We start from the raw sequence: 20303 nt of genomic DNA, 5'->3' as shown, positions 1-20303 counted from the left end.
CCCCCTCGCCGCCCGGCCGTCGCCGACGCGCGTCGGGCGCGCAGACGGCGAGGGCCGCGGGACCTGTCGGGTCCCGCGGCCCTCGCGCGTCGTGCTGGCGCGCCGTCGGTCAGACGGTCGCGGCGACCGGCGTCTGGGTCGGCAGCGGACGCTCGGCCTCGACGACCTGCTGGTACTGCGGCAGGTGCTCGAACAGCTCGGCGCCGGTGAGCGGGTTGCGACGCTTCCGCACGATGGTGCGCACCTGGTAGACGACCACGGCCACGTTCGCGGCCAGCGACAGCGCGCTCACGGTGAACAGGGCAGCCGGGCTGTGCGAGGACTCGACGGCGAACCGCGAGGACGTCACGAAGGTCGGGACTGCCATCGTGAACATCATCCACAGCGCGAGGGTGTGGGCACGGTGCTGCAGCCAGGCGCCCTTCTTCAGCCAGAAGGCGGGGATCGTGCACGAGATCAGCAGCGCGGCACCGGCGTAGAACGAGTGGTCACCGACGGCGTTGTAGACGTACGCGAAGTTCCACAGGTCGTAGGCGATGACCCAGAACCACAGCATGTCGGGCCAGATCATGTCCTTGGACTTCGAGCGGCCGATGAAGATGCCCGCCCACCCGCAGATGGTGACCAGGTTGAGGATGCCGGCGATGCCGTTCATGTAGTTCCAGGCGCCACCGATCATGTAGACGCCGTCGTGCATGCCCTCGGTCATGCCGCCGACCTGGAAGTCACGGATGACGGCCTCGGCGATGTTCAGGGCGAGGATCGCCGGCGGGAACACCAGCGCCCACCGCTTGGCGGCGATGTTCGGGTGGTACCGCAGCGCCATGAAGCCCAGGCAGCCGGCGAGCGCCGAGTAGACCTTGACCCAGTGGAACCAGGTGCCCGTGCTGGACCCCTCGCCGGCCGTGTTCGGCCACACGAAGATCGTGAGGACCAGCGGCAGCAGCACGAAGAACGCCAGGCCCGCCGCACGCCAGCGCCGGGTCACCTCGTTGAGCCCGATGAGGCCGGCGAGGACGACGCACCACATCAACGCCGAGTACCACGGGATCGACTCGAACAGGAACACGGTCACTCACTCCTTCGGGGACTGACGTCCGGGGCCCGCTGGCCACGGTCGTCGGGACGAGCCTCGGTCGAGGCGGTGTCGGGTTCCGGGTCGAGGCCCGGGACGTCGGCGGTGCTGGGGTCCAGGTGCAACGTCTGGCGCATGATCGCGGCGAGCACGTGGGGCGGGGTGTCGGGGTGCGTGCGCACCAGGCCGAGCAGCCCGTGCACGAGGACCACGAAGGTCTCGCGCACGTGGACGATCTCGATGCGGTGCCGGCGCGCATAGGCCTCGACGGTCGTGACCTGCAGGACGTCGACGACGGCCTCGACGGCCCGGTCGACGTAACGGCGGTACAGCGCGGCGTTGTCGATGCTGAGCAGGTCCACGCGCAGCGGGTCCCGGTCGGCCATGTGGTGCCGGAAGAGCGCGACGACGTCCCACAGCGCGTCGTCGATCCGCCCGACCTGCCGGTGGGCGTCCCACTCGCGCACGGAGGCCACGAAGCCGTCGACGTACCGGTCGAGCACGGCGTCGACGATCTGCTCGGGCTCGGGGAAGTAGTGGTAGACGAGGCCGCGGGTCACACCTGCGGCGCGCGCGATGTCGGACGTCGTGGTGCGGGCGATGCCCTTGTGCACGTACACCGAGTGGGCGGCCTCGACGATGGCCTCTCGGCGGACCTCGGGTGCGAGCACGGTACGACGGGACCGCCGCTGCTGCGGCTCCTCGCCTGCCGTGCGGGCCATCACGCACCTCGTCGTCGTCGGGGGTGTGTTCTCCGTCGACGACGACTCTACGGCTTATTGACACAGTGTCAACGAGCCGTAGGTCCCAGGTCAGCTGGCCGGTACCAGTGCCGCCGCGATCCCCTCCTCGATCCGCCGCAGCTCCACCGGGCGGTGCCCCGTGAACCGTTCCACCTCACGCGGCGGGTAGCCCACCTGGCCGTACCACCGGATCGCCGCCAACGCCTCGTGCGGCAGGACCGGCCCCGGCCCCACCGCCTCACGCACGAACGCCGAGAACCGCACGGCCGCCAGGTACACCGCCAGGTCCACACCGAGGTGACGCACCGTCCACCGGTGCAGCTGCGCCACGGGCAGCTGCGCGGCCCGCGCCACGTCCGCTGCACGCACCAGCCCCCGCTGCTGCTCGATCTCCGCCAGCACCGGCACCAGGAGCTCCAGCTCCGGGCTGTCGAACCGCACCGCCAACGCCAGCGCATCGGCCAGCACGCCCACCGCCGCCGCATCGTCACCCCGCGCCGCAGCCTGCACGCACGACTCGACCGCCGGGGCACCCAGCAACGTCGCCGCCGGGGCGACCGCGTCCACCAGCAACGCGTGCGGCGACAACCGCGCCAGACCCCAGGGTGTCAGCTGGGCACCGATGCGCACCGACGGCCCGACCTGCGTGCGCACCACCGGACGCGTCGCGATCCCCCGCACCCCGCCGTCGTCGACCTCGACCTCGCCGGTCAGGGCGTCGATCCGACGCCCCTGCTGCCCCACCGACACGACCACGGACCCCCGCCCGTCCGGCAGCAGCACCTCGCGTTCGGCCTCGGCGCCCGGATGACGAAGCACCCACAGGTGCTCGACGACGTCACGGATCGACGCCGGGGTCGCGACGCGGCGGTACTCCACGGTGGCCATGCCCCCATGATCGCGCGATATCGCCGCAGAAGGGACATTTTCCCCAAGGGCGGCACCCGACGTTCACCCACCTGCCGGTGCGTGTCGCCCCCTCGGGAGGACCTCAGTCCCCGAACGGTCCGATCCGCACCACCGAGCGCGGCAGCCCCGCGAGCTCGGCAGCCAGCTCCTGCACCTGCGCGGCCGTGACCGCGCGGATGCGCTCGAGGGACTCGTCCAGGCTCAGCAGCTCGCCGTGCACCAGCTCGGCCTTGCCCAGCCGGCTCATGCGCGAACCCGTGTCCTCCATGCCCAGCACGAGACCGCCGGAGAGCTGGCCGATGCTGCGCTCCAGCTCGGCCGTCGTGATGCCGGAATCGGCCAGGCGCTCCCACTCGGCAGCCAGCAGCGCCTCGACCTCGTCGATCCGCGTCGGCGTGCACCCGGCGTACAGGCCGAACGTGCCCGTCTCGGCGTGCCCGGAGGCGAAGGAGTACGTGGAGTACGCCAGGCCACGCTTCTCGCGGATCTCCTGGAAGAGTCGCGACGACATCCCGCCGCCGAGCACCGCGTTGAGCACCGAGAGCGTGAACCGGCGCGGATCGGTCGCGGTCAACGACGTGCAGCCGACGATCACGTTCGCCTGCTCCGTCGCCCGGCGCAACGTCACCTGCACACCCTCGCCCGGCAGGCCGTCCGTACCCGGCGGCAGCGCGCGGGCAGCAACCGTGCGCCGACCGGACGGCGCGGCCTCGGGGTCCAGGTCCCAGCCACCGGCCGCCAGCGCGTCGGCGACCTGGGCGCACAACGAGTCGTGGTCGATCCCCCCGGCGGCCGTCACGACGAGCGTGCCGGGACGGTAGTGCTCGCGGTAGTGCGCCCACACGGCCTCGCGCGGCACCGCGCGGATCGTGTCGGGCGTACCACCGATCGGCCGACCCAGCGGGTGCTGCCCCAGCACGGCCGCAGCGAACTGCTCGTGCACGACGTCGCTCGGGTCGTCGTCGTTCATCGCGAGCTCTTCGAGAATGACCCCGCGCTCGGTCTCCAGCTCGTCCGGGTCGATCCGGGCCGAGGTGACCATGTCGGCGATCACGTCGAGCGCCATCGGCGCATCGGTGTCGAGCACACGCGCGTAGTAGCAGGTGTGCTCCTTGCCGGTGGCGGCGTTCGCCTCACCACCGACGGCGTCGAACGCCTCGGCGATGTCCATCGCCGAGCGTCGCGCGGTGCCCTTGAACAACAGGTGCTCGAGGAAGTGCGTGGAGCCGTGATGCCCGTCGGACTCGTCGCGCGAGCCGACGCCCACCCAGGCGCCCACGGTGGCCGAGCGCAGGCCCGGCATGTGCTCGGTGAGCACGCGGACCCCGCCGGGCAGGACGGAACGACGCACGTGTGCGTCGCCGTCCTGCCCGACGGACTGCTCGCTGCCCGGTCGCCCGGGTGCGACCAGCGGGAGGTCCAGCGTCACGTCAGGCGTCAGCCGGCTTCTCGGAGGAGGCCTCAGCGGCCGCGTCCTCCTCGACGACCGCGTGCAGCGACAGCTTGCCGCGCGGGTCGATCTCGCCGATCTCGACCTGGACCTTCTGGCCGATGGACAGCACGTCCTCGACGTTGTCGACGCGCTTGCCGCCCACGAGCTTGCGGATCTGCGAGATGTGCAGCAGACCGTCCTTGCCCGGCGAGAGCGAGATGAACGCACCGAACGTCGTGGTCTTGACGACCGTGCCGACGAAGCGCTCCCCGATCTCGGGCATGTGCGGGTTGGCGATCGCGTTGACCGCCGCCCGCGCGGCCTCCGCCGACGGACCGTCGGTGGCGCCGATGTAGACCGTGCCGTCGTCCTCGATCGAGATATCGGCGCCGGTCTCCTCCTGGATCTGGTTGATCATCTTGCCCTTCGGGCCGATGACCTCGCCGATCTTGTCGACCGGGACCTTCACCGTGATGACGCGCGGGGCGTTGGGGCTCATCTCGTCGGGCACGTCGATCGCCTCGGCGATGACGTCGAGGATCGCCAGGCGAGCCTCCTTGGCCTGCGTCAGCGCGCCGCCGAGCACCGAGGCGGGGATGCCGTCGAGCTTGGTGTCGAGCTGGATCGCGGTGACGAACTCACGCGTGCCGGCGACCTTGAAGTCCATGTCGCCGAACGCGTCCTCGGCACCGAGGATGTCGGTGAGCGCCGCGTAACGGGTCTCACCGTTCACCGTGTCGGACACGAGGCCCATCGCGATGCCCGCGACGGGGGCGCGCAGCGGCACACCGGCGTTGAGCAGCGACAGCGTCGAGGCGCAGACCGAACCCATGGACGTCGAGCCGTTGGACCCGAGAGCCTCGGAGACCTGACGGATCGCGTAGGGGAACTCCTCGCGGCTGGGCAGCACGGGCATGAGCGCCCGCTCGGCCAGCGCGCCGTGACCGATCTCGCGACGCTTCGGCGAGCCCACGCGGCCCGTCTCACCGGTCGAGTACGGCGGGAAGTTGTAGTTGTGCATGTAGCGCTTGCGCGTCTCCGGGGAGAGCGTGTCGAGCTGCTGCTCCATGCGCAGCATGTTCAGCGTGGTGACACCCAGGATCTGGGTCTCGCCGCGCTCGAAGATCGCCGAGCCGTGCACGCGCGGCAGGACCTCGACCTCGGCCGACAACGTGCGGATGTCCCGCAGGCCACGGCCGTCGATGCGGAAGCCGTCGGTGAGGATGCGCTGACGGATCAGCTTCTTCTGCACCGAGCGGTACGCGGCCGACAGCTCCTTCTCGCGTCCGGCGAACTGCTCCGCCAGCTGCGCGACGACCTCGGCCTTGATCTCGTCGAGGCGGTTCTCGCGGGTCTGCTTGTCGGCGATCGACAGCGCCTCGCCCAGTGCGGTCGCCGAGGCGGCCTCGACGGCGGCGTACGCGTCGTCCTGGTAGTCGGGGAACGTCGGGAAGACCTGGGTCTCCTTGGCGGCCTTCGCGGCGAGCTCGGCCTGGGCCTCGCACAGCGCACGGATGAACGGCTTGGCCGCCTCGAGGCCCTCGGCCACGATCTCCTCGGTGGGCGCCGTGGCACCCTCCTGGATCAGGTTCCAGGACTTCTCGGGCGCCTCGGCCTCGATCATCGCGATAGCCACATCGGCGGAGCCGTCGGCGGCCGTGACCACACGCCCGGCGACGACCATGTCGAACGTGGCACGCTCGCGCTCGGAGTAGCGCGGGAACGCGACCCACTGGCCGTCGATCAGGGCGATGCGCACACCGCCGACCGGGCCGGAGAACGGCAGGCCGGACAGCTGCGTCGAGATCGACGCCGCGTTGATGGCCAGCACGTCGTAGGCGTCGTCCGGGTGGATCGCCAGGACGGTGATGACGACCTGGACCTCGTTGCGCAGGCCCTTGACGAACAGCGGGCGCAGCGGGCGGTCGACCAGCCGGCAGGCCAGGATGGCCTCGGTCGAGGGACGACCCTCACGGCGGAAGAACGAGCCGGGGATCTTGCCGGCGGCGTACTGCCGCTCCTCGACGTCGATCGTCAGCGGGAAGAAGTCGAACTGGTCCTTGGGGTGCTTGCCGGCCGTCGTGGCCGACAGCAGCATCGTGTCGCCGTCGAGGTAGGCGGCGGCGGAGCCGGCGGCCTGCTTGGCCAGACGGCCGGTCTCGAAGCGGACGGTGCGGGTGCCGAAGCGGCCGTTGTCGATGACGGCCTCGGCGAACTGGATCTCGGGACCCTCCACGGGTGCCCTCCTTGTTCTCGAGTGGCGCCGGCGCTGTTGACGGCGGTCTTCGATCGAGGCCTCCGGAGGTCCTCGTGGTGAGGGTGCTCCGGGGGCCACTACCGAGGACCGGACGTGGGGCCGGCGCGGCGGTGTGTGATGCGGTCGTGCAGTGGTGCACTCAGATCGTGCACCTCGCGTCCGGTTCCGGCACGTACGACGCACCGGCCCTGACGCGGGACCAGCCCGGACCCGTCACGGGTCCGGGCTGGTCCGGGGCGTTCAGCGACGCAGACCGAGGCGCTCGATCAGCGAGCGGTAGCGGTTGATGTCGACCTTCTGCAGGTAGCCGAGCAGGCGACGACGACGGCCGACGAGCAGCAGCAGGCCGCGGCGGCTGTGGTGGTCGTGCTTGTGGGTCTTGAGGTGCTCGGTCAGGTCCTTGATGCGCTGCGTCAGCACCGCGATCTGGACCTCCGGCGAACCGGTGTCGCCCTCGTGCGTGGCGTACTCGGTCATGATGGCCTGCTTGGTGGCGTTGTCGAGGGACACGGTTCTCCTGGTTGACTCGTTGCGCGGTGCGCCGGGGCATGTCCACCCGGGCTCTCTGGTTCCGCGGCCGTTCTGACGGCGCGTACAGACTACCAGGCACGGGCCTGGTCGCCGCCTGATCAGCGGCGCCTCGCTGCCGGCGCCTGCACCGCACCGGCCGTCACGTCGTCTCACCCTGCGAGACCCTCGACGTCCGAGGGGTGCATCGGCGCCCCCGCCCTGGCATTGTCCCCACCGTGAGCACACCTTCGGCCGCCGCCCCCTGGCTGCTGCCGTCGTGCCTGTGCCAGGGCACCACGTCGTGTCCGTGTCGGGTCTGACCTCTCCCCCACCCGACACACCGCCGAGCATCTCGGCTCCCGCGCCGCGCGCGGGACGACACCCCGACTGGACCTGCCATGACTGCCACGACCCTGTCACGCGCCCCGCAGCGCAGCACCCGCACGACCCCCGGCACGGCCATCCGTCCCGCACCCGCCCCGACGCCCCCGCGTGAGGCACCGGCCGCGCGCCGCGGATTCGTCCTGTACGTCGACCTGTCGGCCAGCACCGAGGCCGAGGACACCGAAGCGGTGCTGCGCGTCGCCCGCACGCTGGCCGAGCTCACCGGTGAATGGCTGCCACGGGCCCGCACCCGCGCCGTGCTCAGCTCCACCGAGCACCCGCACCACGTGGTGGCCGACGGGGTCGCCACCAGCTTCCGCGACCTGCTCAGCCGCATCCCCGCCGTGCCGCTGGTCGAGGTGCGCACCGCCTCGCGCAGCGTCACCGCCTCCGGCTCGCCCGTCGAGCTGACCGCCCGGGAGCACGACCTGCTCGTGCACCTGGTCCGCACCGGTGGTCGGGTGGTCAGCCGCGCCGAGCTGCTCAGCGCCGTGTGGGGCGGGCGCACGCTGCGGGGCGACTCACGGACCATCGACGTGCACGTGCGGCGCCTGCGCGAGAAGACGGGCCTGGAGGGTCTCGTGACCACCGTGCGCGGGTCGGGCTACCGGCTCGGCAGCTCCGTCGAGGTCCGGCTCGTCGACTGACGCAAGCGACCGGCCGGAGCTGCTCGCCGGGTCAGCGCAGCAGCGTCCGGACCCGGGCGACGTCCTCGTGCATCTGGACCATGAGGTCCTCGACCGAGTCGAACCGCAGGGTCGGCCGCAGGCGCTCCACCAGCTCCAGCACGACCTCCTCGCCGTACAGATCCAGGTCGGTGCGGTCGAGCACGTACGCCTCGACCCGCCGCTGCGTGCCGTCGAACGTCGGGTTCGTGCCGATCGACACGGCGGCCGGCAGCACCCGGTCCCCGTCGGCCACCGGGCCGCCACCGGCGTGCCGGGCGCGCCGCAACCACCCGGCGTACACCCCGTCGGCGGGCACCATGCCTTGCGCGTCCTGACCGAGGTTGGCCGTCGGGAACCCCAGCTCGCGGCCCCGCGCGTCACCGTGCACCACGGTCCCCCGCACACGGTGCGGGCGTCCGAGCACGTGAGCGGCCTGGACGACATCACCGTGCTCGAGCAGCTCGCGCACCCACGAGGAGGACCACCGACGCCGGTGCGGGTCGGCCAGATCGCCGTGGTCGACGTCGGGCGTGACGTCGTCGATCACCTCGACCGTGAACCCGTGCTGCCGGCCGAGGTCGACCATGGTGGACAGGTCGCCGGCGTTCTGCCAGCCGAAGCGCACGTCACGGCCCACGACCACGGTACGCGCGTGCAGCGCGTCCACCAGGTAGCGGCGCACGAACTGCTCCGGCGACTGCCGGGCGAACTCCAGCGAGTACGGCAGCAGCAGGACCGCGTCGAGCCCTGTGGCGCCCAGCAGCTCGAGCCTGTCCTCGTCGCCCGTCAGCAGCGGCGGAGCCGTCTGCGGACGGTGCACCTGCTGCGGGTGCGGCGTGAAGGTCACCGCCACGGCCGAGGCACCCACCGCGCGCGCGTCGGCGCACATCCGCTCCAGCACGCTCACGTGGCCGCGGTGCACGCCGTCGAAGTTGCCGATCGTGACGACCGACGGACCGAAGTCCTCAGGGATCCGCGTCAGACCCGTCCAGACCTGCACCCGTGCTCCTCGTCCCCTCCAGCCGTCGGACGCACTCACGGCGCGTCCCGACGGGCAAGACTGCCACCTGCGCGCCCTCCGGCGCACACACGGTCGGTCGGCGGACGACGCCGCATGCGGTTCGGGGCGCGGCCGGCACACCCTAGGGTCGGGGGATGCGGTGGCAGACGTACGGCGAGCGGACCCTCTACGACAGCCCGTGGGTGAGCCTGAGCCTGGTGGACGTCGACATCCCCGGCCACGGGCGGATCGAGCACCACGTGGTCCGCGTGCCCCGCGGCGCCTCGGGCGCCGTCGTGCACGACCCGGACCGCGGACTGCTGCTCATGTGGCGGCACCGCTTCATCACCGACACCTGGGGCTGGGAGATCCCCGCAGGCCGGATCGACCCGGGCGAGACACCCGCGCAGGCCGCCGCACGAGAGGGCCTGGAGGAGACCGGCTGGCAGCCGGGACCACTGCGCCACCTGCTGACCTACCACCCCTCGAACGGCTCGATCGACCAGACGTTCCACGTCTACGTGGCCGACGGCGCCACCTACGTGGGCGAGCCGTCCGACCCGAGCGAGGCCGACCGCATCGAGTGGGTCCCGCTGGACCAGGTCCGCCGGCTCGTGCTCGACGGCGCGCTCGGCGACGGCATGAGCCTCACCGGCGTGCTGCGGTTCCTGCTGGAGACCAGCACCCCTGCCTGACCCCGGCCCGGATCAGGCAGGGGCGAGGACCAGCACCGGGACGGCCTTCTCGCCGCGCTGCTCGAGGAGCGCGACGAGGGAACCGTCCGGACCGAACGCCGCCACCGGCAGGTCGTCGCGCGCGTCCCTCGGCGTCGACGCGGGCGCCACCCAGTCGATGCGCTGCCCGTACGACAGCGCGCGCGCCTCGGGCTCGGACAGCTCGCGGCACGCGAAGGTCGCGCGCGCTGCCTCCGCCAGACCCAGGACGGCCAGCGGGACGTCGTCCGGGGTCTGCGCCAGCTGATCCAGGTCGGCCGCATGCTCCAGGAAGTAGCCGCCGACACGGGTGCGTCGCAGCGCCGTCAGGTGGCCACCGACCCCGAGCGAGGCCCCCAGGTCGCGGGCCAGTGCACGGATGTACGTCCCCGAGGAGCACACCACGGTGACGTCGACGTCGAGGACCGGCGTCCCGTCCTCCGCCGGGGCCAACCGCCCGCGGTGCACGTCGAAGCGTGAGACCGTCACCGGTCGGGCCTTCAGCTCGACGTCCTCCCCGGCCCGGACTCGGGCGTAGGCCCGCTTGCCGTCGACCTTGATCGCCGAGACGGCGCTGGGGACCTGCAGGATCGGCCCGGTGAGCGGCCGGACCGCGGCCCGCACCTCCTCCAGGGTCAGGCCACCGGCGCGCCCGGAGGCCAACAACTCACCCTCGGCGTCGTCCGTGGTCGTCGCCTGCCCGAGGCGGATCGTGGCCGTGTACTCCTTGTCGGCACCCACCACGTACGTCAGCAGCCGCGTCGCGCGCCCGATACCGAGCACGAGCACTCCCGTGGCCATCGGGTCCAGGGTGCCGGCGTGCCCCACCTTGCGTGTGCCGGCGAGCCGGCGCATGCGGGCCACCACGTCGTGGCTGGTCCAGCCCTGCGGCTTGTCGACCACGACCAGACCGTCGTCCGCGGTCGGGCGGCGTCCGTGGGCGCGCGCCGGGACCGCGTCGTTCACCGGTCCTCGCCCGCGCCGTCCTCATCCGCCGGCTTGCGGTAGGGGTCGACCTCGCCCGCGTGCTGAGCGCCGGCCGCCAGTGCAGCCACCTCGGCGTCACGACGCGAGGCCTCGAGCAACGCCGCATCCAGCGTCGCCGCCGTCTCCGGCACCGCGTCCAGGTGGAACGCGAGCGTGGGCGTCAGCCGGATGCCCGTCTGCTTGCCCACCTCGGAACGGATGACGCCCTTGGCGCTCTCGAGCGCCTTGCCGCTGTCGGTGCGGGCCTCGTCGTCACCGAGCACGGTGTAGAACACGTCCGCATGCTGCAGGTCACCCGTCACCCGGACGTCCGTCACCGTGACGAAGCCCAGACGCGGGTCCTTGATGCGGGTGTCGAGCATCTGCGCGACGACCTGCTGGATTCGCTCGGCCAGCTTGCGTGCGCGTGCGGTGTCCGCCATGTGACGTCCTTCCTCCTCCGAGCTCACGGCCCTGCGGGCCGCAACCGTACCGACCGCCGGCGTCTCGCCGGCGGCACCGACGCGCGAGCCGCGGCGCCGGGCTGGACCCTGAGGTCCGGCACCGGCACCGCGGCCCGCGGTCGTCCTGGTCAGGCGCGAGGCTTCTCGCGCATCTCCCAGGTCTCGATCATGTCGCCGATCTCGACGTCGTTGAACGAGCCGAGCCCGATACCGCACTCGTAGCCCTCGCGGACCTCGGTGGCGTCGTCCTTGAACCGCTTGAGCGACTCGATCGTCAGGTTGTCCCCGATGACCTTGCCGTTGCGCAGGACGCGCGCCTTGGTGTTACGGCGGATCTCGCCCGAGCGGACGATCGAACCGGCGATGTTGCCGAACTTGGAGGAGCGGAACACCTCGCGCACCTCGGCCGAACCGAGCTGCGCCTCCTCGTACTCCGGCTTGAGCATGCCCTTGAGCGCTGCCTCGACGTCGTCGATCGCCTGGTAGATGACCGAGTAGAAGCGCACGTCGACGCCCTCACGGTCCGCCAGCTCCTCGACCCGCTCGGCGTACTTCACGTTGAAGCCGATGATGATCGCCGAGTCGACCGTGGCCAGGTTGACGTCGTTCTGCGTGATCGCACCGACACCGCGGTGGATGACCCGCAGGTCGACCTCGTCGCCCACGTCGATCTTGAGCAGCGCGTCCTCGAGTGCCTCGACGGCACCGGACACGTCGCCCTTGAGGACCAGGTTGAGGGTCTCGACCTTGCCCTGCTGCAGCGCCTGCGTGAAGTCCTCGAGGCTGATGCGCTTGCGACGCTTGGCCAGGAGGGCGGCGCGCTCGGCCGCCTCGCGCTTCTCGGCGATCTGACGCGCGGTGCGCTCGTCCGGGGCCACCAGGAAGGTGTCACCGGCGCTGGGCACCGAGGCCAGACCGAGGACCTGCACCGGACGAGCCGGGCCTGCCTCGGTGAGTGCGTTGCCGTGCTCGTCGAACATCGCCCGGACGCGGCCGTGAGCCGTGCCGGCCACGATCGCGTCACCGACGTGCAGCGTGCCGGACTGGACCAGCACGGTCGCGACCGCACCGCGGCCCTTGTCGAGGTTGGCCTCGATGGCCACGCCGCGCGCGTCCTTGTCGGGGTTGGCCCGCAGGTCGAGCGAGGCGTCCGCGGTGAGCAGCACGGCCTCGAGCAGCTGGTCGATACCCATCCGCTGCTTGGCGGAGACGTCGACGAACATGGTGTCGCCGCCGTACTCCTCGGCCACCAGGTTGTACTCGGTGAGCTGCTGGCGGATCTTGGCGGGGTTGGCCCCCTCCTTGTCCACCTTGTTGACGGCCACGACGATCGGCACACCGGCCGCCTGGGCGTGGTTGAGCGCCTCGATGGTCTGCGGCATCACGCCGTCGTCAGCGGCCACCACGAGGATCGCGATGTCCGTGACCTGGGCACCACGGGCACGCATGGCGGTGAACGCCTCGTGACCCGGGGTGTCGATGAACGTGATGGCCCGGTCGACGCCCTCGTGCTCGGCCCGCACCTGGTAGGCACCGATGTGCTGGGTGATGCCGCCGGCCTCGCCCGCGACGACGTCCGTGGAGCGGATCGCGTCGAGGAGCTTGGTCTTGCCGTGGTCGACGTGACCCATGACGGTGACGACCGGCGGGCGCGCCTGCAGGTCCTCGTCCGTCTCGGCGTCGAGCTCGGCCTCCAGGTCGATGTCGAAGGACCCGAGCAGCTCGCGGTCCTCCTCCTCGGCCGAAACCATCTCGATGACGTAACCCAGCTCGACGGCCAGGGTGCCAAACGTGTCCTCGTCCAGCGACTGCGTCGCGGTGGCCATCTCACCGAGGTGGAACAGCACCGTGACCAGCGAGGCCGGGTTCGCGTCGATCTTGTCGGCGAAGTCGTTCAGCGACGAGCCGTGACGCAGGCGGACGACGGTCTTGCCGTTGCCGCGAGGAACCTGCACGCCACCCAGCGAGGGAGCCTGCATCTGCTCGAACTCCTGGCGCTTCGCCCGCTTGGACTTGCGCCCGCGGACGGGGCGCCCTCCGGCACGACCGAACGCTCCCTGCGTGCTGCCGCGACCGGCACCGCCGGGACGACCGCCACCACCACCGGGGCGACCGGCGAAACCGCCGCCGCCACCAGCACCGGGTGCACCACCGGGGCCACCGGGACGACCGGCGAAGCCACCACGACCGCCACCGGCACCGCCGGGACGACCAGCACCACCGGCAGGACGCTCACCGGGGCGACCGACGCCGCTCGACGTACGACCCGGCATCATGCCGGGGTTGGGGCGCGGACCGCCAGGACGCGGACCACCCGGGCGCGGACCACCGGGACGCTCGCCCGCCGACGCAGCGGGCGCACCCTCGGTGCGACGCTCGCCGGGGCGGGGCATGCCCTGCGACGGTGCGAACGGGTTGTTGCCCGGCCGCGGACCACCGGGGCGCGGACCACCGGCGCGGTCGCCGGAGGGGCGGTCACCCGACGGGCGGTCGCCCGAGGGACGCTCGCCCTGGCGGGGCATGCCCTGCGACGGCGCGAACGGGTTGTTGCCCGGACGCGGGGCGCCCGGACGAGGACCACCGGGACGCGGCGCCTGGGCCGCGGGAGCGGCGGGAGCCGGTGCGGCAGGCGCTGCCGGTGCCGGGGCGGCCGGTCGGGCCGACCGCTCGGCCGGCGGTGCGGCGGGGGCTGCGGGCGCGGCAGGTGCCGGGGTCGCAGCAGCGGCCGGCGCGGGGGCCGGAGCCGCAGCAGGAGCCGACGGCGCGGCCGGGGCCGGGGCCGGCGCCGCAGGACGAGCAGCAGCGGGCTTGGGTGCCGCCGGGGCGGCAGGCGCGGACGCGCCACCACCGACGGGGTACATGTCGCGCAGCTTGCGCACGACGGGCGGCTCGATGGTCGAGGACGCCGAACGGACGAACTCCCCGAGCTCGCCCAGCTTGTTCATGATGGTCTTGCTTTCCACACCGAGCTCTTTGGCGAGCTCGTAGACGCGGACCTTGGCCACATCTCTCCTGTCTCGGCCCGCCCGGGACAGGGTCGGACCGTCGTTAGTACGGGGCACTCATCGCTGGGTGCTCATCGGTGCGTGCTCATCGGGCAGCCATCGGCTTCCAACCCGCTTCCCTGTCGACGATCGGCCTCCACCTCCGGGACGGGCCCGGCGGTGTCCTCCTGGGTCTGCTCGAACCGGTGCCGCAGCGCCGTGTCGTCCGCCGGGCCTGCCAGTCGCAGGGCCCGACCGAACGCACGCCGACGGACGGCGAGCTCGAAGCAGTCAGGAGCGGGGTGCAGCCACGCACCCCTGCCCGGCATCCGTCGACGCTCGTCCACCACCAGCACGGGAGCTCCCGTGCCGTCCGTGACGGCGACGACCCTCAGCAGGGCTGACCTCGGGCCGGGACCACGGCACCCCACGCACGTGCGCACCGGACCCGCGACGGGCAGCGCTGTGTGCGCTGCGGGTACGGGGGTCCGCCGACTCGGCGAGGAGAACCGGGCATCCGGCCCAGCCGCGGTCAGTCTACCCTTTCGCGTCACCGAGCGGGACCCGGTGCCGGTGTGACCTCCCCGGCTTCCTGCTCGTCGGCGGGTGCGGCACCCTCGGCGTCCGAGCGGATGTCGATGCGCCAGCCCGTGAGCTTGGCTGCCAGGCGGGCGTTCTGCCCCTCCTTGCCGATCGCCAGGGACAGCTGGTAGTCGGGCACGACGACGCGAGCGGCCCGCGCCTCGGGGTCCACCACCGTGACCGAGAGCACCCGCGCCGGCGACAGCGCGTGCGCGATCATCTCGGCCGGATCGTCGGAGTGGTCGACGATGTCGATCTTCTCGCCGTGCAGCTCGGCCATGACGGCCCGCACACGACCACCCATCGGGCCGATGCAGGCGCCCTTGGCGTTGACGCCGGGGACGGTGGCCCGCACGGCCATCTTCGTGCGGTGCCCGGCCTCACGGGCCAGCGCGGTGATCTCGACCGTGCCGTCGGCGACCTCGGGGACCTCCATCGCGAACAGCTTGCGCACCAGCATCGGGTGCGTGCGCGACAGCGTCACCTGGGGCCCGCGCGGACCGCGCGCCACCTCGAGCACGTAGCCGCGCAGTCGCTCACCGTGCACGTACTGCTCGGTCGGCACCTGCTCGTGCGCGGGCAGCACCGCCTCGGTGCCGCCCACGTCGACGAGCACGACGCGCGGGTCGCGCCCCTGCTGGATGACGCCGCCGAGCAGCTCGCCCTCCTTGCCCCGGAAGGTGCCCAGCACCTGGTCGTCCTCGGCGTCCCGCAGCCGCTGGACGATGACCTGCCGTGCGGTCGCCGTCGCGATGCGACCGAACCCCTGCGGCGTGTGCTCGAACTCCGGGCCGGGCTCGGAGTCGGGCACCACGTGCCCCTCCTCGTCCACCGGGCGCGGCTCACGGGCCCACACGGTCACGTGCCCCGACCGGCGGTCGACCTCGACGCGGGCGTGCGCGTACGCGTCAGGCGTGCGGTGGTAGGCGGAGAGCAGCGCCTGCTCGATCGCGGCGATCAGCACGTCGAGGCTGATCTCGCGTTCGCGCTCGATCAGCCGCAGCGCCTGCATGTCGATGTCCATCTCAGCTCTCCTGTCCGGCCGCGCCGGTGCCGTGCTCGTCGGTGTGGTCGTCGTGCGCGGGCGCGTGGCCCGCAGCGTCCTGCCCGTGCCCCTGCGGCACGTCCTGGTCCTCGTGGTCCTCGGCGATCTCGTGGTCCTCGACGGGGCCGAGGCCCGAGAGGTCCACCTGCACGTGGCCGACACGCACCTGCGTGAGCGGCACGCTCACGGGGGCACCGGTCACCGGTCGGCGGCCCTTGCCACGCTCGACCTGCGGCACGAGCACGAGCACGTCCGCGCCACCCTCCTGCTGCACGGCCTGCAACCGGCCCTGCACGGGAGCGCCCTCGAGCCGCTCGAGGTGCACCGTACGGCCGATCGCGCGCACGAAGTGCCGGCGCTGCGTCATCGGGCGGTCCACCCCGGGCGTGGAGACCTCGAGCGTGTAGTGGCCGGGGATCGCGTCCGCCGCGTCCAACGCGTCCGAGACGACGCGTGAGACCTCCGCCACCCGGTCCAGGTCCAGCTCACCGGTCGCGTCCTCCGCCAGGTCCACCACGACGCGGACCACGGACCGGCTGCCGGCACGGGTCACCTCGACGTGCTCGAGCACCAGGCCGACGGGACCCACCACCGGGTCGAGGGCCTGCCTGACCCGTTGCGCGGGTGCTGTCGCGACCATGTCCGCCTCCTTGTGGGCTGCAGCGGGTCGCCGGCACGCGGCATGGACCCTGTGATGTTGTGGTCCCAGCGTAACGACCGGTCGGCGGGTCAGCCGCACATGGCAGGATCAGCGACCGTGACCGCAGCACCCGCCGGACCGGACCGCACCCCCCGGTCACCCGCCCTCCCCCGTCCCGGACGCGCGCGCTCCCTCCGCGCGATCGCCGCTGCGTTCGCGCTGATCCCGGTGCTGGCGGCCTGCGGGATCCGCCTCGAGACCCCCGCCCCGACCGAGCCGGCCCCCGACACCCTCGAGCAGGTGCGTGCCCGGACGGTCGAGGACGCCCAGACCCTCGCACTGACTGCCGCCGCCGCGCGCGAGGCGGTGGCCGAGGGCACCGAGCCTGGCGTCGACCCGGCCGCTCTGACGCTCGTGCTGGACGACGTGGCGGCACACTCGACGCAGCACGCGCAGCAGCTCGGCGGCGAGTACGACTCCGGCCTACCGGACCCGAGCCCGAGCCCGACGGGCACGCCCGCACCGACGACCGCCACATCGACCGAGGTGCTCGCGCTGCTCGCCGACGCGGCAACCACCGCGCTGGACGACGCGCGGACCGTCGAGGACGGTCCGTTGGCCCGGCTGATCGCCTCCGTCGGCACGTCCCGCACGGGCCTCGCGCAGCGCCTGGCCGCGGCCACGGGCCAGGCCGTGCCCGAGGGCACCTCCACCGGCGGGACGGGTACACCGGCGACCACCGAACCAGGCCCGGAGACGGACGCCCCCAGCGGTGCACCGTCGAGCACGACGCAGGCCGAGGCCACAGCACCCAGCGGGCTGGCCAGCGAGGACCTCGACGCACTTGTGCTCGCCGAGGACCAGGCCGGCTACGGCTTCGAGGTCCTGGCTGCGGTGCTCGGCGACGGGCAGCGCGACCGCGCACGCGCCGACGCCGCGGACCACCGGGCGAGGGCCGAGCAGTGGGCCGTGCTCGCCGGCACGAGCGGCACGGCAGCCGACCCGCGCAGGGTCGCCTACGCGGTCCCCCCGGCCCTGACCGACCCCGCCGTGGCGGCCGAGCTGGCCCGCACCCTGCAGACGACGCTGGCCTCGACCTACGCGACGCTCGTCGCCCGTGCCGACGCCGGAAGCCGCGACACCCTGGTCGAGGGGCTGCTGCGGGCCACGGCGGACGCCGCGACGTGGGGCGCTCCGGTGGTGGCATTCCCGGGGATGCCCGAGCTCACCACCACCGCCGGCTGACGCACCAGGCCCGCCAGGCGCCGAGCCCTGGGGCCCGGTGCCTGGACTCAGGCGCCGAGCAGCTCCTGCACGAGGGCATGCACCCGGTCCGCAGCCTGCTCCACGGGCACCTGCTCGCTCTGGCCACCCGCACGCGGGCGCACCTCGACGAGCCCGTCGGCCAGACCCCGTCCGACCACCACGACGAGCGGCACGCCGAACAGCTCCGCGTCGGCGAACTTCACGCCGGGCGAGACCCTCGGGGGTCGGTCGTCGTACAGCACCTCCACGCCTCGCGCGTCCAGCTCCTGCGCCAGCGTCTGGGCCGCGTCGAACACGGCGGGGTCCTTGCCGGTCGCGACCACGTGCACGTGGGCGGGCGCGACGTGCGCCGGCCAGGCCAGGCCCTTCTCGTCGTGGTTCGCCTCGGCGAGCGCGGCGAGCACCCGGGTGACGCCGATGCCGTAGGAGCCCATGGTGACCACGACGGACTTGCCGTTCTGGTCGAGCACGCTCAGGCCCAGCGCCTGGGCGTACTTGCGCCCCAGCGCGAAGATGTGACCGATCTCGATGCCGCGGGCCAGCTCGAGCGGACCGGAACCGTCGGGGGCGGGGTCACCGGCACGCACCTCGGCGGCCTCCACCGTGCCGTCGGCCGTGAAGTCGCGACCGGCGACCAGGTCGAAGACGTGACGCCCGGGCTCGTTCGCGCCGGTGATCCAGCGGGTGCCGACCACGACACGCGGGTCGAGCAGGTAACGCACGGCGGTCCGCTCGGCGCCGTCGGCCACGGCGACGTTCGGGCCCAGCACGGCGGGGCCGATGTAGCCGCGCACCAGCTCGGGGTGGGCGGCGAAGTCCGCGTCACCCGCGGGCTCGACGTCGGCCGGGGCCACCGCGGCCTCGAGACGCTTGAGGTCGACCTCCCGGTCGCCGGGCAGGCCGATGACGAGCAGCTCGCGCTCCCCCGTCGGCTGCACGAGCGCGAGGACGACGTTCTTGAGCGTGTCGGCGGCCGTCCACGCGCGGTCGGGCCGCGCGAACCGCTCGTTCGCCAGGGCCACGAGCGAGTCGATCGTCGGCGTGTCGGGGGTGTCCTCGACGTGCGCAGCCGGAACGTCGGCGAAGTCCTGCTCGTCGGGCACCACCGTCGTGACGGCCTCGACGTTGGCCGCGTACCCGCCAGGCGAGCGCACGAACGTGTCCTCGCCGATCGCGGTCGGCGTGAGGAACTCCTCGGACCGCGAGCCGCCCATCGCACCCGAGGTCGCCGCCACGATCACGTACTCCAGGCCCAGGCGATCGAAGATCCGCTGGTACGCCTCGCGCTGCGCCTGGTAGGACGCCTCGAGCCCGGCGTCGTCGATGTCGAAGGAGTAGGCGTCCTTCATCACGAACTCGCGACCACGGATCAGACCGGCCCTCGGGCGGGCCTCGTCGCGGTACTTGGTCTGGATCTGGTAGAGCGCCAGCGGCAGGTCCTTGTACGAGGAGTACAGGTCCTTGACCAGGAGCGTGAACAGCTCCTCGTGCGTGGGCGCGAGCAGGTAGTCGCCCCCCTTGCGGTCCTTGAGCCGGAAGATGTTCGGCCCGTACTCGGTCCAGCGGCCCGTCGCCTCGTACGGCTCCTTGGGCAGCAGCGCCGGGAAGTGCACCTCCTGCGCGCCGGCGGCAGCCATCTCCTCGCGCACCACCTGCTCCACCTTGGCCAGCACCCGCAGGCCCAGCGGCAGCCAGGTGTAGATGCCAGGAGCGGCGCGGCGGATGTAACCCGCGCGCACGAGCAGCCGGTGGCTGGCGACCTCGGCGTCGGCGGGGTCCTCGCGCAGGGTACGGACGAACAGCGTGGACAGGCGCAGGAGCATGAGGACGAGCCTAGTGGCCGCGTGTCGGTGACCTGCGCCACGATGGGCGGGTGCCCGAGCTGCCGGAGGTCGAGGGTCTGGTCCAGTTCCTGCGTGAGCGTGCGGTCGGGCACGCGGTGCAGGGCATCGAGGTGGGCGCGATCAGCGCACTGAAGACGTTCTCCCCCGCGCCGGACGCCCTGGTCGGCGGCACGGTGCACGACGCCGCCCGCCACGGCAAGTGGCTCGACCTGAACGTGGGCACCGGCGACGGGCAGCAGCTGCACCTGGTCTGGCACCTGGCCAGAGCCGGCTGGGTCCGGTGGTCCGACGCGCTCTCGGCGACCCCGGTCCGCCCCGGCCGGTCACCGATCGCGCTGCGCGTCCGGCTCGACGACGGCTCGGGCTTCGACCTCACCGAGGCCGGCACCCGCAAACGACTGGCCGTGCACGTGGTGCGCGACCCGCACGACGTCCCGCCCATCGCCACGCTGGGCATCGAGCCGTTGGCTCCGCAGTTCACGCCGGAGCGGCTCGCCGAGCTGCTGGCCGCACGCAACCAGCAGGTCAAGGGGCTGCTGCGCGACCAGTCGACGATCGCCGGGATCGGCAACGCCTACTCCGACGAGATCCTGCACGCCGCCCGCCTGTCGCCGTTCGCGCCCACCGGGCGGTTCGACGCCGCACGCACCGCGACCCTGCACACCGCGATCCGCACGGTGCTGACCGAGGCGGTCGCCGCCGCGGCCGGTCGCCCCGCGGCCGAGCTCAAGGACGCCAAGCGGCGGGGCATGCGCGTCCACGGCCGTACCGGCCAGCCGTGCCCCGGGTGGAACGGCACCCCCTGCGGCGACGTCGTGCAC

Annotated in this window: 18 protein-coding genes; 4 read left to right on the top strand and 14 right to left on the bottom strand. The window is 72.7% G+C overall.

From position 1 onward, the window contains the following. Window positions 1-109: 109 nt before the first annotated feature. From ACTHAM_RS11645 to rpsO, 6 genes are all read right to left on the bottom strand, one after another. Window positions 110-1075 (bottom strand): DUF5692 family protein, encoded by a 966-nt coding sequence (locus ACTHAM_RS11645; protein ID WP_440687571.1) that lies wholly within the window; start codon window positions 1073-1075, stop codon window positions 110-112. Further along, on the bottom strand, window positions 1072-1797 hold the full coding sequence (locus ACTHAM_RS11640; protein ID WP_440687569.1) for a TetR/AcrR family transcriptional regulator: 726 nt from the start codon (window positions 1795-1797) through the stop codon (window positions 1072-1074). The genes ACTHAM_RS11645 and ACTHAM_RS11640 overlap by 4 nt, the downstream gene beginning before the upstream one ends. Before the next feature lie 90 nt (window positions 1798-1887). Beyond that, window positions 1888-2706 (bottom strand): hypothetical protein, encoded by an 819-nt coding sequence (locus ACTHAM_RS11635; RefSeq protein WP_440687567.1) that lies wholly within the window; start codon window positions 2704-2706, stop codon window positions 1888-1890. 103 nt (window positions 2707-2809) lie between these two features. Next, a complete protein-coding gene (locus tag ACTHAM_RS11630) occupies window positions 2810-4156 on the bottom strand; it encodes a M16 family metallopeptidase (protein ID WP_440687565.1) in 1347 nt (448 codons plus the stop codon). 1 nt (window position 4157) lies between these two features. Continuing rightward, a complete protein-coding gene (locus ACTHAM_RS11625; protein WP_440687563.1) occupies window positions 4158-6395 on the bottom strand; it encodes a polyribonucleotide nucleotidyltransferase in 2238 nt (745 codons plus the stop codon). A 261-nt stretch (window positions 6396-6656) separates the two neighbouring features. After that, a complete protein-coding gene (gene rpsO, locus ACTHAM_RS11620) occupies window positions 6657-6926 on the bottom strand; it encodes a 30S ribosomal protein S15 (RefSeq protein ID WP_440687561.1) in 270 nt (89 codons plus the stop codon). Between the two features lie 398 nt (window positions 6927-7324). Between rpsO and ACTHAM_RS11615 the strand changes: the two genes are divergently transcribed. Then, entirely contained in the window at window positions 7325-7957 is a 633-nt protein-coding gene (locus tag ACTHAM_RS11615; protein WP_440687559.1) for a winged helix-turn-helix domain-containing protein, read from the top strand. A gap of 31 nt (window positions 7958-7988) precedes the next feature. On the opposite strand, the gene ACTHAM_RS11610 is transcribed toward ACTHAM_RS11615, so the two are convergent. Beyond that, window positions 7989-8978, bottom strand: coding sequence for a bifunctional riboflavin kinase/FAD synthetase (locus tag ACTHAM_RS11610; protein WP_440687557.1), 990 nt, complete (start codon window positions 8976-8978; stop codon window positions 7989-7991). A 155-nt stretch (window positions 8979-9133) separates the two neighbouring features. On the opposite strand from ACTHAM_RS11610, the gene ACTHAM_RS11605 reads away from it, so the two are divergent. Next, window positions 9134-9673, top strand: a complete 540-nt coding sequence (locus ACTHAM_RS11605; RefSeq protein WP_440687555.1) for an NUDIX hydrolase — start codon at window positions 9134-9136, stop codon at window positions 9671-9673. Between the two features lie 12 nt (window positions 9674-9685). Here ACTHAM_RS11605 and truB read toward each other — a convergent pair whose 3' ends face one another. The 6 genes from truB to ACTHAM_RS11575 form a co-directional block, all read right to left on the bottom strand. Beyond that, on the bottom strand, window positions 9686-10657 hold the full coding sequence (gene truB, locus ACTHAM_RS11600; protein WP_440687553.1) for a tRNA pseudouridine(55) synthase TruB: 972 nt from the start codon (window positions 10655-10657) through the stop codon (window positions 9686-9688). Further along, window positions 10654-11100: a 30S ribosome-binding factor RbfA gene (gene rbfA, locus ACTHAM_RS11595; RefSeq protein WP_440687551.1), complete on the bottom strand. Its 447-nt coding sequence runs from the start codon at window positions 11098-11100 to the stop codon at window positions 10654-10656. Before rbfA ends, truB begins: the two co-directional genes overlap by 4 nt. A gap of 149 nt (window positions 11101-11249) precedes the next feature. Further along, window positions 11250-14126 (bottom strand): translation initiation factor IF-2, encoded by a 2877-nt coding sequence (infB, locus tag ACTHAM_RS11590; RefSeq protein WP_440687549.1) that lies wholly within the window; start codon window positions 14124-14126, stop codon window positions 11250-11252. Window positions 14127-14197: 71 nt separating this feature from the next. Then, window positions 14198-14536 (bottom strand): YlxR family protein, encoded by a 339-nt coding sequence (locus ACTHAM_RS11585; RefSeq protein ID WP_440687547.1) that lies wholly within the window; start codon window positions 14534-14536, stop codon window positions 14198-14200. 119 nt (window positions 14537-14655) lie between these two features. Then, window positions 14656-15711: a transcription termination factor NusA gene (nusA, locus tag ACTHAM_RS11580; RefSeq protein ID WP_440687545.1), complete on the bottom strand. Its 1056-nt coding sequence runs from the start codon at window positions 15709-15711 to the stop codon at window positions 14656-14658. Window position 15712: 1 nt separating this feature from the next. Next, window positions 15713-16372, bottom strand: coding sequence for a ribosome maturation factor RimP (locus ACTHAM_RS11575; RefSeq protein ID WP_440687543.1), 660 nt, complete (start codon window positions 16370-16372; stop codon window positions 15713-15715). Between the two features lie 117 nt (window positions 16373-16489). Here ACTHAM_RS11575 and ACTHAM_RS11570 point away from each other — a divergent pair, with 117 nt between their 5' ends. Next, the gene (locus ACTHAM_RS11570) at window positions 16490-17617 is read left to right on the top strand and encodes a DUF4439 domain-containing protein (protein WP_440687541.1); all 1128 of its coding nucleotides are present in this window, start codon (window positions 16490-16492) and stop codon (window positions 17615-17617) included. A 47-nt stretch (window positions 17618-17664) separates the two neighbouring features. On the opposite strand, the gene ACTHAM_RS11565 is transcribed toward ACTHAM_RS11570, so the two are convergent. Next, the gene (locus ACTHAM_RS11565; protein WP_440687539.1) at window positions 17665-19461 is read right to left on the bottom strand and encodes a proline--tRNA ligase; all 1797 of its coding nucleotides are present in this window, start codon (window positions 19459-19461) and stop codon (window positions 17665-17667) included. Between the two features lie 50 nt (window positions 19462-19511). Here ACTHAM_RS11565 and ACTHAM_RS11560 point away from each other — a divergent pair. Next, window positions 19512-20303 (top strand): DNA-formamidopyrimidine glycosylase family protein (locus ACTHAM_RS11560; RefSeq protein ID WP_440687537.1); only part of this gene is annotated, 792 nt, incomplete at its 3' end.

This window comes from Cellulomonas soli (genome assembly GCF_052036975.1).
Classification (GTDB): Bacteria; Actinomycetota; Actinomycetes; order Actinomycetales; family Cellulomonadaceae; genus Cellulomonas; species Cellulomonas soli_A.
The sequence above is the reverse complement of the archived record's forward strand: the minus strand, read 5'-3'. Positions and strand labels throughout refer to the sequence as shown.